13 protein-coding genes and 1 pseudogene are annotated in these 14,247 nt (G+C 34.8%); 5 read left to right on the forward strand and 9 right to left on the reverse strand.

The features are described from left to right. Nucleotides 1-3: 3 nt before the first annotated feature. Both SSOP1_RS13605 and SSOP1_RS13610 read right to left on the reverse strand, forming a co-directional pair. Nucleotides 4-978, reverse strand: a complete 975-nt coding sequence (locus SSOP1_RS13605) for a metallophosphoesterase family protein (RefSeq protein ID WP_009990361.1) — start codon at nt 976-978, stop codon at nt 4-6. Nucleotides 979-1,057: 79 nt separating this feature from the next. After that, complete coding sequence (locus SSOP1_RS13610) at nt 1,058-2,647, reverse strand: APC family permease (protein WP_010924066.1); 1,590 nt, start codon at nt 2,645-2,647, stop codon at nt 1,058-1,060. A gap of 361 nt (nt 2,648-3,008) precedes the next feature. Here SSOP1_RS13610 and SSOP1_RS17960 point away from each other — a divergent pair. The 4 genes and pseudogenes from SSOP1_RS17960 to SSOP1_RS13630 all read left to right on the forward strand — a co-directional run. Further along, nucleotides 3,009-3,203, forward strand: a pseudogene (locus tag SSOP1_RS17960) (hypothetical protein); the annotation flags it as partial. A gap of 53 nt (nt 3,204-3,256) precedes the next feature. Further along, nucleotides 3,257-4,579: an aspartate aminotransferase family protein gene (locus SSOP1_RS13620; protein ID WP_009991724.1), complete on the forward strand. Its 1,323-nt coding sequence runs from the start codon at nt 3,257-3,259 to the stop codon at nt 4,577-4,579. A 78-nt stretch (nt 4,580-4,657) separates the two neighbouring features. Continuing rightward, the gene (locus SSOP1_RS13625) at nt 4,658-6,217 is read left to right on the forward strand and encodes an amino acid permease (protein ID WP_009991725.1); all 1,560 of its coding nucleotides are present in this window, start codon (nt 4,658-4,660) and stop codon (nt 6,215-6,217) included. Between the two features lie 6 nt (nt 6,218-6,223). Further along, nucleotides 6,224-7,132: a metallophosphoesterase family protein gene (locus SSOP1_RS13630; RefSeq protein ID WP_009991726.1), complete on the forward strand. Its 909-nt coding sequence runs from the start codon at nt 6,224-6,226 to the stop codon at nt 7,130-7,132. On the opposite strand, the gene SSOP1_RS13635 is transcribed toward SSOP1_RS13630, so the two are convergent. The 5 genes from SSOP1_RS13635 to SSOP1_RS13660 all read right to left on the reverse strand — a co-directional run bounded on the left by SSOP1_RS13635 (nt 7,123) and on the right by SSOP1_RS13660 (nt 11,535). Then, nucleotides 7,123-8,256: an AAA family ATPase gene (locus SSOP1_RS13635; protein WP_009991728.1), complete on the reverse strand. Its 1,134-nt coding sequence runs from the start codon at nt 8,254-8,256 to the stop codon at nt 7,123-7,125. The genes SSOP1_RS13630 and SSOP1_RS13635 overlap by 10 nt on opposite strands. A gap of 35 nt (nt 8,257-8,291) precedes the next feature. Then, nucleotides 8,292-9,209 carry an agmatinase gene (gene speB, locus SSOP1_RS13640; RefSeq protein ID WP_009991730.1) on the reverse strand — a complete coding sequence of 306 codons (918 nt, stop codon included), beginning with the start codon at nt 9,207-9,209 and terminating at the stop codon, nt 8,292-8,294. A 1,042-nt stretch (nt 9,210-10,251) separates the two neighbouring features. Further along, nucleotides 10,252-10,911: a uracil-DNA glycosylase gene (locus SSOP1_RS13650; protein ID WP_009990286.1), complete on the reverse strand. Its 660-nt coding sequence runs from the start codon at nt 10,909-10,911 to the stop codon at nt 10,252-10,254. A gap of 37 nt (nt 10,912-10,948) precedes the next feature. After that, a complete protein-coding gene (locus SSOP1_RS13655; protein WP_009990283.1) occupies nt 10,949-11,212 on the reverse strand; it encodes a hypothetical protein in 264 nt (87 codons plus the stop codon). A 38-nt stretch (nt 11,213-11,250) separates the two neighbouring features. Further along, entirely contained in the window at nt 11,251-11,535 is a 285-nt protein-coding gene (locus tag SSOP1_RS13660; protein WP_009990282.1) for a hypothetical protein, read from the reverse strand. A gap of 161 nt (nt 11,536-11,696) precedes the next feature. Between SSOP1_RS13660 and SSOP1_RS13665 the strand changes: the two genes are divergently transcribed. Further along, nucleotides 11,697-12,329 carry a carbonic anhydrase gene (locus SSOP1_RS13665; protein ID WP_009990281.1) on the forward strand — a complete coding sequence of 211 codons (633 nt, stop codon included), beginning with the start codon at nt 11,697-11,699 and terminating at the stop codon, nt 12,327-12,329. Here SSOP1_RS13665 and SSOP1_RS13670 read toward each other — a convergent pair. Together SSOP1_RS13670 and SSOP1_RS13675 are read right to left on the reverse strand one after the other, a co-directional pair. Then, nucleotides 12,313-12,873 (reverse strand): DUF433 domain-containing protein, encoded by a 561-nt coding sequence (locus SSOP1_RS13670; RefSeq protein WP_009990280.1) that lies wholly within the window; start codon nt 12,871-12,873, stop codon nt 12,313-12,315. The genes SSOP1_RS13665 and SSOP1_RS13670 overlap by 17 nt on opposite strands. A gap of 37 nt (nt 12,874-12,910) precedes the next feature. Further along, nucleotides 12,911-14,224 (reverse strand): M20/M25/M40 family metallo-hydrolase, encoded by a 1,314-nt coding sequence (locus tag SSOP1_RS13675; RefSeq protein ID WP_009990278.1) that lies wholly within the window; start codon nt 14,222-14,224, stop codon nt 12,911-12,913. Nucleotides 14,225-14,247 lie beyond the last annotated feature (23 nt).

The raw sequence follows: 14,247 nt of genomic DNA on the forward strand, positions 1-14,247 counted from the left end.
GAATTATCCTATAACAAACTGATGTGTTTTTACCTTATTGTCTTCTAAGATTATATAGGCCGCATGGAGCATTCCCAAATTGTATTCACTACCAGGGTTAATAATGATAGTCTTATTTATCTTATCGAAAGCTCTTGACTCATGAATATGTCCGTGAATACCTAATAATGGTTGAAACTCCTCTTCTAACTTTCTTATTGACATTGAACCTACGTGAGTCATTACTATTTCGCCGTTTTTCACTACTGGTTTTAATGTTTTATCCAATAGAGGAGCGTTATCTAAATTTGTACCATATGGGGGAGCGTGTAAGTTGAAAATTGTCTTAGCGGGATTCCCGACTTTCTCTATTATCCGCTTTAGGTTAGAGTATATTTGATCTTCTGTCATTTCCCTTGGAGTGTTCCATGGTGTTGGATTAACATAACCGAAAGTGATCATTTCGTATCCGTTTATATTGACAATTTCTCCCTCACACTTTACCATTCTTTCACTTTTGGTTATAACATCAAACATGTATAATGGATCATCATTGCCTAAATTAGTGTAAATTTTTAGGTTTGTTCCTTTCAGCTTCTCTTCAGCTATTCTATCCCATTCTTGTAATCTTTCTAATATTACTCTCTTAAACTCTTCATCTAATGATTTCCGATTCTCATTTAGTTCTGTAAGACCTTTTTGGTCGACTATCGTATAGTAAACCCCAGAAGATTTATATTTCTTGATAATTTCATCTACACCCTCTTTTCCCACAATTTTATCTTCTATCTTAAACTTGCTATTTCCTATATCTATTATTGGGACTAATGATTTACCTGCTAGATCTCCTCCTATAATTAACGTATCGGCTTTCGTCATTAAAGCAGCATTAAGGAATTTTCTGAAAGCGGTTTCAGAACCGTGAAGGTCACTTGTAAACAATATCTTAAGGCCTCCTATCTTGTTTGAATCTGGATTATTCCTTTTAAATAGTCCCACAAGTGTTAGACTCTGATTAACTTGTATTTAAAATTAAATATCAAAAAAGAAGATGAAAAAGATAAAGAAAAGAGTTAACTTATTCCGGCGGTATTTCCTCAAAAATTAAGTTCATATGTATCCCTCTTTTCTTATTAATGATGTAAGAGATAGCGTAAATCATAATTCCGCTTGTATATATTATTACTAATGAAAGTATTGTGGGGAAGTTTATTGGTAGCAATACAGGGTTTCCCCAAGTTTGATATAACGCAAAAAGAAGGAATCCAAACTCAGGAAATCCTATCAGAGATACTAGGGGGATTCCACTTATATTTTTGATATGCACGACCTTGTTGAAGAAGTTCTTCTTCACGAAAGGTGATAATGCAGTAGTTAGGGCGAAGATTCCATAGCTTATTTCGAATATTACTGTTACATCTACAATTGATATTACTGTTACATATGCGTAAAGTAGTACTCCTATTAAACCAACAATTACAGTAATTATGGTTGAAATTAGTGGTATATGGAACTTTTCATTTACATCAGCTAACCTCTCTGGCATTATCCTATCAAACGCCCATGCAAACAGATATCTGGTTAAGGAGATAACTAAGGGTGGATTGCTGTAGAAATTAGGTAACCAGAAGGCTATCCACATTACAATGTATAATAATATACTATGGTTTACTAATAAGGCGAAAAAAGGGGTGAATGTACCCATACTACTTAGATCATTATAAACTGTGCTATTTAACGAATTTGTGGAAATGTATGACCAAGACGTTAAGAATCTCTCACCAAAGGCATGAAGATTAAGGGAGGTAAATAGAATATAATAGACTCCTATGAATAGTACTGCAATGATTATACCTAGTAGTGAATTATACTTTACTTTCTTCATCTCTCCGCTCCAAGATGCTGGTAAATTATACCATACGTAATAATACCATACTACTGGAATTGCTAGTAATGCTCCATAAAATGGAGATACAAAATTTAAGCCGTTTGAAGTAGCAGTGGATATCACTTCGTTATACGCATTACTTACCCCAGTAAAAGATGATAACGCATCAGAGAATTGTGAAGGAGTTATTAACGCTAAAGCCACGAATGTTACTATTGTTGAGAGTATTGATACAATACCAGTTATAAATACAAAACTCCAACCATATTTTCCTATTGAGGCTATAATTGCTCCAATAATCAATATTATTATGCCTATTATTACACTTCCTAGAGTTGTGGTAAAAAATGAGCCTAAGTTTATTAATGTTTGGTTATTGTAAAAGACCCCTAAACCACTAAATAAATAAGCAAACCATTGTGCTCCTAAATAACTATATAGCCCTAAGGATAGTGCAAAGGCCACCCATAAGGCCCAATAATTGACAAACGCCACCAATGGATGTGACGATCTAGCTTGAAATACGTAATCCCCACCTGACCTAGGGGTGGAGACAGACGCTAAGTAAAAAAGAAATGCCATTCCTAAGGTCGGTAATAGTGATATTAAATATGATAAGGTCCAATTTGCACCCGGCGCAAGATATAACCATGAAACTATTAATATAGGTATTCCACCCGTTACTAGTCCAAATGTAGCGAAAAAGGACGCCCAAGGACTAACTTCCCTTACTAAACCAGAAGATTGTCTTATGAAAACAGATTGGCTCTTATCTGGCATTTTAAGTAATGTGGTATATAAAAGTGCTTAAAAATCTTACTACTATCAAATTTTTAGAATATTTAAATTCACGAGCACTTGGTTATCTTTTTTCAATGAGGATACATAACTTAGCAAATGGAAAACTTAAATTACTATCTTCAGTTTTTATTTAATATTCTTCACGATTACTATATTTTCACTAATAACGATTGTACTAGTTTAAACTGTATCTGTTTTAGAAATTATTACAACTTTATAGATTCTTGTCAAGAAGAGCGCTTAGACTGTAACACATTTGCATAACTTTTAAATACTTTTAATCATTTCACAATATGATCTTTATTATGATTATGTTTATATATTATTTCCTCTACATTATAAATTGATGAACTCCATACTGATGACGGGCTATGCTCACGAGGTATTGGGGGCGACAAATACGGATGGGAGGGTAGTGGTGTTTCCCTCGACTAGCCCCAATGAGTTGAGGGTGAGTGTGTATGAGCCCTCAAGAGGGGTGCCCGTGGCGGAATTAGAAGTGGTTAAAAGTAAGCAGAAGTTACGCCACGGGTAAACACTAAATATCGGTAGCTGATCATTTTTAAACAGTGCTAGATAAGTTAGTATATGGAAGAAAATTTAGACAGTAGTGTATTGGAAGCTCCAATAATTAACGTAACTCCACCAGGTTCTAAATCACTTAAGTTGTTAAAAGACCAAGAAGAGTATGAAACTTCAGCTATAAACTACCCTAAGTACTTTAAGATAGCAATAGATAAGGCTCAAGGTTCAACAGTAACTGATGTTGATGGTAATGTGTATATAGATCTGGTTACCGGTATATCTGTTGTCAATCTAGGTCATAATAATCCCTTTGTGAGGAAGAGAGTTCAAGAACAGTTAGAAAAGGTTTGGCACACATTAGAGGTACCTACGGAAATTAGGGTTAACTTTAGTAAAAAATTATTATCAACTCTAGGAATGAGAGCTAAATTATTATTTACTACAACTGGGGCAGATGCGGTGGAAGCTGCAGTAAAGATAGCTAGATTCATAACTGGAAAGAAGACTATAATTGCATTTGAGGGGTCTTATCATGGAATAACTGCCGGTACTTTGGGTCTCACCGGTGCTAATAGATTTAAGGAATTTCAGCCATTTTTTGATGATAGAGTAGTAAAGTTTCCATATCCATATCCTTATAGGTGCCCATTCAAAGACTGTCTGAACGAGACATTAAGCTTACTAGACTATGCAATGTCAAATCCGGGTTATTTAGGAGGAGATGTAGCTGGTATATTAGTGGAGCCAATACAAGGAGAAGGTGGCTATGTAGTTCCACCTAAGGGTTTCCTTAAAGGCCTAAAAGAACTAGCTGAAAAGTATTCAGTACCACTAATAGTAGATGAAGTACAGACTGGTGTGGGAAGGACTGGAAAAATGTGGGCTTATCAGTGGGAAAATATTGAACCGGATATAGTGACAATTTCCAAAGCAATAGGTGAGGGAATACCAGTTTCAATGGTAGCATATAGGGAAGACTTTGATAAACTACCAACTGGGTTTCACCTCGGTACCTACAGAGGAAATCCCTTAGGACTTGCAGCCGGGTTAGCTTCTTTAGAATTCATAGAGAGTCATAACATCCTTTCCAGAGTTGAGAGATTGGGTAGGAAAGCCTTAGAATTATTGAAAGAAGTTCAAAATCCACATGTAGGCGATATAAGGGGTTTGGGCTTTATGATAGGAATAGAGTTAGTTAAGGACAGTAAGGAACCATGGAGCGAAGGAACAAAGGTAGTTATAGAACGAGCGTTAAAGAGAGGGTTGTTGGTTTATAAGGCAGGTAGATGGGACAACGTAATAAGGTTAATGCCACCATTAACTATCCCAGAGTCATTACTTGATAGGGCAATAGAAATTTTAAAGATAATACTTAACACACTTTAGCATTTTTTTAAAAAATGTATAATTGTTTGTGTGTTAAAGCTTATTATTCTTATTTAACTCTAGATACATGGATGCTTGATGGAGAAGTCTAAAAAGGGAGCATTCTTAAGGGAATCATCTGGATTAGTAAGAGAATTTGGTATCCTAGACGCCCTATGGTTTAATATAGCTTTACTTGGTTTGCTATTTTCAACATATTACGTTGCCTCCACTGGACCTCTAGTTGGTGGAAATCCTTTATTAGGTTTACTACTACCTATAGTTGGATTTTTCCTAGTGGGAATTATATTTTCATACGTTGGCTCTAAGGTTCCTAGAGTTGCAGCTGATTATGTTTATGTGAGTAGAAATTTGCATCCCGCACTAGGTTTCGTAGGTAACGCTGGATACTTTTTGGCTACTGTACCCTTATTTATGGGAATAACTGGAATAACACTACAAACATTTGGTCTAATACCCTTACTAACAATCTTAGGCTACTATACTCATAATCCTTCTCTGATAGTAGTAGGCTCGCAAATAGATAGTAATCCATATTTGATAATGGTGATAGGTGCAGTTGAGATAGTTATCATGTCCTTAATTCCGATCTTTGGAAATAAAGTATATAGAGCTTTCCAATGGATAGCAATACCTTTAGCTTTAATAGCTGCTATAGGAATGATAATAGTAGAGGCATCAGTTCCGCACTCTTTAGCAATAGCTAGATTAAACAACTTTGCGTCGGTTTATGCAAATGTATCAAACCTATATGCAAATGTAACGTCATCTAATGCTCCAGTTCCCGCTTATTATAATATCTATAACATTATTTCATTAAATCCAGTTTACGTAGTAGGATTCTCCTATATAATTAACACTATCTATGTAGCAGGTGAAGTAAGGAATCCAAAAAGAAGTATGCCAATAAGTATCTTAGGAACACTGATTATAACTGGGTTCATATTTACGGCTGCGTTAGCCCTTGAATATAACCAGTTTGGATACGACTTTACCACTAAAATGATGTATCTAAGTATAGTTCAAGGTACTCTGCCAATACCGACTCCATATCTAGATTTACTGGAGGGCATAGCAAGTGGGAACATCGTATTGGGTGTACTCTTTGCCTTAGCTAGTATAGTACAACTACTAATGTACTTATCTGCAGCGTCTTTCGTAGGAAGTAGATTACTATTCTCTTACGCTATGGATAGAATTATGCCAGATTTTGTAGGCGATGTTAGCGAAAAAAGGCATGTTCCCATTAAGGCAATAATCCTTTCAATGATAGCTGGACTCATTGGGTTAACAGTGTTTACATTACCTGTCACCTCAGCGGGAGCGTTTTTACTCTCTAGTGTTGCCGTTGCAATACTAATGCTATTTCCGATGGCAATATTATCAATAGCAGTACTGAAGACGGAGAAGAATGAAAACAAGATAAGAATTATTGCTGCGTTATCTATAATTTATCTAATTTACACATTTTATCAGTATCTAACCGTCCCCGCTATAGGTGCAGATTCCATAGTAGGCTATGGCATACTCGCTGGTTCAATAGTAATATTGTTTATAATATTCTATGTGGCTAAATTTATAAGAGCTCGTCAAGGAATTGATTTCAACCTAATTTTCAAGGAGATTCCTCCTGAGTGAACTAGTATGGCTAAAGATATTAAATTAATGTTTGTTACTGACATTCACGGTTCTGATATTGTTTTTAGAAAAGCCATAAACGCAGCACATATGTTTAAAGTTAATTATCTTGTTTTTGGAGGTGATCTAGTAGGTAAAGGAGTTGTCTTATTAAATAAAAAGGTAGATGAGTATCTCACCCTTGACAATAAATTAATAACTAAGGAAGAGGTAGAAGAAATAAAGAGAAATGGTTATTATATATACATATTGGAAAATAGAAAAGGAATGGAAGATTTTAATGAGGTCACTATAAACAGAATTTACGTTGATTTAGTAAGTCAACAACTAAATAGCTGGTTTAAGATAGTTAGAGAAAGATTAGAAGAAACCAAGGTCATTTGGAATTTGGGGAACGATGACCCTTTTTTCGTTGATGATATTTTTAAAAATAACGATATCGAAATTAAGGAGATAATTGAGATTGATACTTCAAGTTCTCCCTTATTTATGCTTAATTACGCACACACTAATGAAACACCATATAAATCCTACAGAGTAGCACCAGAATACATCATATATAATAAGGGACACGAAATGTTAAAAAAGATTAACGAAACAAAAAATGTAATATTTAATTTTCATGCTCCGCCATATAATACAAGATTGGATAACGCATATGTTAATGGTCAGTGGATTCATGTAGGCTCTAGATCGGTTAGGGAATTAGAAGAGAAATTCCAACCATTATTGGGATTACATGGGCACATACACGAGTCCTCAGCCATTGATAAAATTGGTAAAACACTGGTAATAAACCCTGGAAGTATGTATAGTGAAGGAGTGCTCAAATACGCGATAATTACGATAAGCAAGGAAGTTAAAGGAATATCCGTAGGATATAGGATAAAAGGTTACGTTTTATCTCAAGGTTGACTCACCAAGTATTTTATTAGAATTGGATCAACTATTCTATAAATTCCCCTTCCTTCCTTTTCAACTAAGCCATAATTCATTAATTGTTTTAGACCCCTAGTTACAGTCAATAAATCCAGACCTAAGTCTTTAGGACTTCCAGCTCCTCCTAAGCTGGCCAAATTCTTTAAGACAGCTCTTGCCGTTGGGGATAATCTCTTCAAGTCATTCTCTAACGCTGTTACTAAGTTTATGTCTTTGACTAACGAATTTATGACTTCATTAGCACTTCTTTTTTCAGTTACAATTTTTATTCCAACCAAGTTGAGCCATGCAGGAAATCCATCCACTTGATCTACAATTAGCTCTATTTCCTCGCTCTTTACGTCCAAATTATTCACCTCAAATCCTTTTCTTAAGAATTCTATTGATGTCTTCCTATCAAATGGGTTTACTTTCATTAAGTAGAAGAATTGATAGAAAGGTTGATTTCTTGAGCTTAATAATTCCATCATCATTCCAATAAGAGAACCAGAAATTACGTATGTTACATTTTTATGGAACTGCCATTTACTTCGCATTATGTGGAATATCCCAGGTATTGATTGTTTGGCTAAGCGTAAATATTGAAATTCATCAATTGCAATAACGACTCTTTGCAAACCAAATTTCTCTGAAAGTATTTGAGGTAGATCTAGCGCGTCACGGAATTCTTTTTCTAAATACTTTTTCTTCTCTGCCTTATCTAAAGTCAACTCTATTGTAGAATAGAGTTCTGGTATGTTGAAAGTTACCTTTACTTGTCCCAGTAAATCCCTTAACTGCTTCAGATAGCTTTTTCCTTTTTCCAATATTATCTTATAATTAGCTTTAGAGTAAATCGTACTCGTAACACTAGTGATATAAGCTGAAAGAAATTCCGCAAAGTCAAATCCCTTTTCTCCTCTAACGAATTCCTCTGCCGAAATCAAGGAATATGGAAATGACGAGTGTTCAAGGGATGCCAAAAGAAGTGAAGTTTTACCTATTCTTCTTGGTCCTATTAAACCTACGGGTTGGCCTAATTTATACAATCCTAATAAAGATTCTATTTCCTTTTCTCTACCGAATGGATTATTTGTTGGTCTCCCGTAAATGAACCACAATTTACTGGTACCAGTAATTTACTGGTACCAGTAATTTAAAGATTTAATGAAAGTACGCTCATTCCTTCATAGATGATATTTGCGGCCAACATTGCTGTAATTTCGCTCATATCATATGGTGGCGCAACCTCTACAACATCAAATCCAACTAGCTTATCAAATCTTAACTTTCTAACTATTTCAATAATTTCAAAACTGGTGAGGCCTCCAACTTCAGGTGTACCAGTCCCGGGAGCAAATGCCGGATCTACAACATCTATATCAATTGAGACGTGTGTTGGACCAGATAGGGAATTTATCTCTCTAATTACAGTGTCTAAATTATACTTTAAATCTCTAATTGTAAAGCTCCTAATTCCCAATCTTTCCTTATCCCTCAGATCTTCCTTTGAGAAAGTTGAGGCTCTAATCCCTCCTTGTACCGCTTCTTTAATTAGGCCTTCCTCGATTGCTCTCCTCAACCACGTGCCATGTGTATATTTCTTTCCCCAATAGGAATCCCAGAAATCGTAATGAGAATCAAAGTGTACGATATTTATTTTCCCAAACTTTTTATATAAGGTCCTTAAAATGGGTAACGTAATCGAATGATCTCCACCAGCAATAAAAGGTACTAGATTTTTCGATGATATTATTTCGTAGAGGCTAGTTTGTATTGCGTTCATTGTGTCTTCAATATACCCTGGAATAACATTTATATCTCCCATATCACAAGCGTTAAGCTTATCAAAAGGATAAGTATCTAAGAATTGATTATAGGGTCTTAACAATCTAGATCCTTGCCTTATTCCCATAGGTCCAAATCTGGCTCCAGGTCTGTAAGTTACAGCGTCATCAAAAGGTATTCCTAAAAATGCAGCCTTTATCTCCTCATTTTTTTCACAAATTGGTAACCTACCAAAGGTAGAAATTTGTGTGAAACGTGGAGATTTTAACGCGTCTAATTGTCTCATGATTACTATATTTTATTCTGCTCATACTTGAAGTTAACGTTGAAAGATGGACTAACTCACGCTTTGTGGTCTTATTGGATTTTCACAAAGACTTAAGAGGTATTGCAAAGCTAATGGGCATGGGTTACAATTCTGTTATTTTAGTATAAATCGTATAAAGTATTCGTTTATTTCCAAATTCAACATATGATTTAGATTTTGAAAAAAAGAAGATGCCGCAATTCCTTAGTCTTTTCCCAAAAATTTGGTTACGCAATTGAAACATTTGACGAAAGTGAATTAGAGGAATTTAAACTGAGTTTCGAATGAATGAAATTATGCTTATATTCAGCTAAATTGAAATAAAAACTATAATATAATAGTTTAGTGTAAAGTTACTTAATAGACCAATTAAGTAGTTTGTTTATCTAATTTTAAGAAGTGTGCGGAGGGAAAAATTTTATCTTAACGGGGGTTAAGGGATCTTCCGCCCCCTTCCTCAAGGGGATGGATAGCCCCCTTATATAAAAGTTTTTTAACTAATCTAAATCATATATTTCTTACATGATAGTTACCAATGGAGTAAGCGTCACCGAGACGCCTTGGTTAAAGCGAGGGTCAATGAGGTACGCCTCTGCTCCAGACAGTAGCCCCAAAGGCGGTAACAGTGTCATGGTTAATGAGTTTCGTTCGGGGTCGGAACGACCCTTAGTGTGGAGCTCTGCCCTCTACCGCTGGCAAGGTGGGGGTATGAGGCAGGAAGCCTTGTAGGGCAGGGTAGTTCACTCGTATGTCTTGCCCTTAATAACGGTAATTTTCACCTCACATGGTATGTCTTTCGTAATTTGTGTATTGTCAGTACCTCTTGGTAGATAGCTTAATCTCGTTGAAGCTCGTATCTGACTTCCTACGATGTTGGAATTCATATCTGCTATAGAAGTTTTCTACTAAACTGTAGTATTATATGTCCAAATATTTTTCCATATAGAAGATTATCCAGATTAATCTATTAGAATTTGATTAATTTTACACTATTATTATTTACACTATTATTAGGTAATTTTTACTTCTTGGTGTTAACTAACATCTTAGCAGTATTGAATATTTCAATCAGCATATTTATAGTTAATCTGCCGGTCTTCATGTTCCTCGGACTTGGATGATAACTTCCTACTAACCATATTATTGACATATCTGGTTTTACAACCTTCACTAAAGCACCGTGATAAAATCTAACGTTAGGAACATTATAGCCAATTTTCTTAAAAACGTAAATGAGGGAATCCCACGCAATTTTACCCAATGCTATATAGACCTTTGTGTTTTTTAGTATTCTTACCTCCTCTTCCAAGAATACTGAACAGTTAATTATCTCGTCCTTATTGGGTTTATTTTGTGGAGGTGCACATTTCACTGCAGAGGTTATATAAACGTTAAACAGTTTCAAGCCATCATCTTTGGATACTGAAAATGGTTGATTTGAAAGTCCAACTGCATATAATGCGTTGGCTAGATTGTTTGAACTTTCATCCCCGGTAAACATTCTTCCAGTCCTATTTCCTCCGTTTCCTGCAGGAGCTAAACCTACAATTACTATTTCTGCATCAATTTGACCGTTTGGTGGAACAGGCTTTTTCCAATAGTTGTCGGGAAAGGATTTTCTATACTGTGTGAGTCTAGGGCATTTGTCACACGCAATTAGTCTAGATATGAAGTTTTCCACTAGTGTCTTTTATAATAAAAGGATTTTAAGCTTATATTTATAATTTAGACGTAACATACTTGATTATTGTTTTCTTTATAAAATTAACAATTATTAGAGAATTACTATTATCGTCAACTACCTCGCATTCACCATTATCCTTATTACATGTTACCCAATAGTTGTCAATCCTTATACCATTTTGTTTGACGTCATTTATAACAGTATTAAATCCGTTATCCTTTCTAATAGTTTCTACTTTGAATCCGAAAATCTCAGGTCTCTCTACGATATACTTTATGTCAGATATTGAAACTCCCATTAATAAATAGAAACTACATAGGAAAATATAAGCTCTATTCAATCTGATAAAAGAGATTCATTAACGTTATATGCATAAATACTATCACTAACTTTTATCACTTTTATGTTATTATCGCTTATAGGTATTTCATAGGTTACACTATTATTATTTCCTTTTTCACCAAATATTATTGAGTTTTCATTAACCTCTCCGCAGTAGACCTTTGTTTGGGTGTCGCAAATTGCCACAAATACGAATTTTCCATTGTTACAAATGCTTAGAAAGGATTGGCACTCTCTTTTATCTTTAGTTAAGGTGCCTAGTATTGCAGAATAATCCATAAATTAGTATTTTTAATAAGATTTAAAAAGCATTATCACTAATAATACCAGTAACAAACAATAAGTATAGATTGCTCTTATAGGACATAGTTAGTTTAATCTTGTGTATTACCGTTTAAATGTTTAATAGATATTTTCTTAATAAACGTTTAAATTTATTAATGTCTATATTTACTGTGATGAGGTTAGTTGTTTCTTGCATGGATAGGAGATTAAATTCCTATATCAAGAAAAAATACCAGGATGCAATAGTTCTTAGAAATGCTGGGGCTAACGTTAATTCACTCTTAATGTCACTAGAAAAGTTCAACAATAAAGTTGATGAAGTCATTCTCTTGCCCCATACTGATTGTGGGGCAATGAAAGTCGTTTATTCCTCCTTAAAAGAAGGAAAGAAGATAACGTCGCTTGTCGAGGAGAAGTTAGTAAGTCAATTTAGCTCAAAGAAATTTAGTTCCCTTTCAGAATTAGAAAGATTAAATATGGAGATTCAAGAGGAAAATCTGAAAAGAATATTTGGAGATAAAGTAAGAGCTGAGTTAGTAGATGTGAACAAGATAGAAATACCTCCTTCTAATGATCCTTACATGGTTTATGTGACTGTTCCTTCTCAGTTAGTAAGGCTGAGTTCAAATATTTATCATATTTCAGCTGAGGATAAAGAAATCTGGGATAGTTTAGATATAGCGGTTTATGCTATGAATATAACTAAAATTATAAGCCAGAACGACAAATTGGCTGAAAAGATAAGAAACATGTATCCTTCAGTTACCGTCTCTACTGCTTCTTTCTAATGTAGTTAAAAGATTCTATTACTACTGAAGCAGGATCCTCAAACGCCGATAACGATAAGTGAAAATCATCTACAAGTGAAGCGGAGTAAAGAATTGATTCAATTACTGCCTCTTTGGGTATATTAAGCTCCTCAGCCACTTGTGAAATTTCCTTTCCCTCATAAAGCTTATTTAGAACATCCACTACTTTCGTGCTAGAATTTTTTATTTTAGGATCATATTTACTACTATTATTGTCATCATCCTTATCTATGAAAGTGTAGTTTGTAGGTCCTAATTTTCTCTTTAATCGTCTAGGAACTTTTGGCTTAACTTTCTTATAATATTTTAATATTTTCATTACGTCGATGGCGTATTTTATGCACTCCCTAATTTGTTTAAAGTTTATTTGATTGTAAAACGCCTTTGAAACTTCATCAAATGTTTTATCTTTTGCAAGTTCATATAGTACGTTCTCTGGTCTAATTAACGTTCCCGCTATAAAAGGTCTCCCAAAATGGATATCCTTATATACTATGATATAATCATAACCTGGAAGCTCCACATGAAATCTTTTGCTTTCTCGTTTATTAAGATTTATATTATAGTATTGGGTATAATTTTAGAAATTCCTCGGTATGTTTTATAGCTTTATAATAGTCATCTATCTTAATGTTTTCATTGGGTGCATGAGCATTTGAGTAATATCCTCCAGCACCTATTGCGCTAACTGCATCCCTTATCCCTAGCTTATACACAAACAACCCCATGGGTTGAGTGCCGGCTGAATTAGGAATTACTTGTGGTTCAGTACCATATACTTTTTTAGCGGATTCTATCATTGCTTTGACTACTGTAGAGTTAACCGAAGTTCTAACAGGATATTCAAAGCCATGTGCTAATATCTCCCCATTGAAACCAGCCTTTTGAAGGTGTTTTTTCAGTAACTCGAAAACTTTATATGGATCTTGATTAGGTACTAGCCTAAAATCTAATTTTGCAAATGCTCTATGTGGTACGATAGTTTTGCTACCCTTTCCAGTATACCCGCATTCGAACCCATCAACATTACATGTTGGGTAAGTTAGTAATGCCTCAGCAATCTTTTCCTTTTCATTATACTTTAATTCCTTAAACCCTAACGCCTTCTTTAATTCCTCTACATCGATATCGTATTTCTTTATTAGCTCTCTTTCCTCTTCTGTTAATTCTCTCACGTCATCATAAAACCCTTCAATTAACACTCTTCCTCCCATGTCTACCAATGTAGATATTATCTTAGCTAGATCTATGCATGGATTTCTGACTAATGGTGCATTAGAAGAGTGTAGATCTTTAGTTCCATAGTCAAGAACTAGTTCAACGTATAATAATCCTTTTACCCCTAGTACTATTTGTGGCCTTCCTTTGGGGTCTAAGCCAGCTCCCTCCATTATGACTGAGTCTGCCTTCAGTTTATTTGTATTCTTTTCGATATAGTCCTCCAAATTCACACTACCTATTTCCTCTTCTCCCTCGTAAAGTAACTTCACGTTAACATTTAATTCGTTCTTATCTAGTAAGTGTTTAATAGCAAATAGTCTTGCCATTAATGTTCCTTTATTGTCAGAGGCTCCCCTAGCGTAAATTCTATCATTTTCAATTGTTGCTGAAAAGGGCGCTCTTTTCCACTCACTTATTGGATCCACCGGTTGGACATCATAATGGTTGTAAATAAGTAGTGTCTTTTTGGCATTAACGTTAATTTCAGCGTATACTACGGGATGACCTTTAGTCTTCTCAAGATTCGCCTTTACACCTAATAACTTCTCAACAGTTTCCTTAAGATAGTTTGCTGTTTCATCTATTCCCTCTCCAGTTGCAGATATGGAGGGTTTCTTTAGAAATTCAATTAAAGTATAAAGTTCCTCGTCCACTATAAACTAATATATTCTGCCTT

It is taken from the genome of Saccharolobus solfataricus, assembly GCF_900079115.1.
Classification (GTDB): Archaea; Thermoproteota; Thermoprotei_A; order Sulfolobales; family Sulfolobaceae; genus Saccharolobus; species Saccharolobus solfataricus.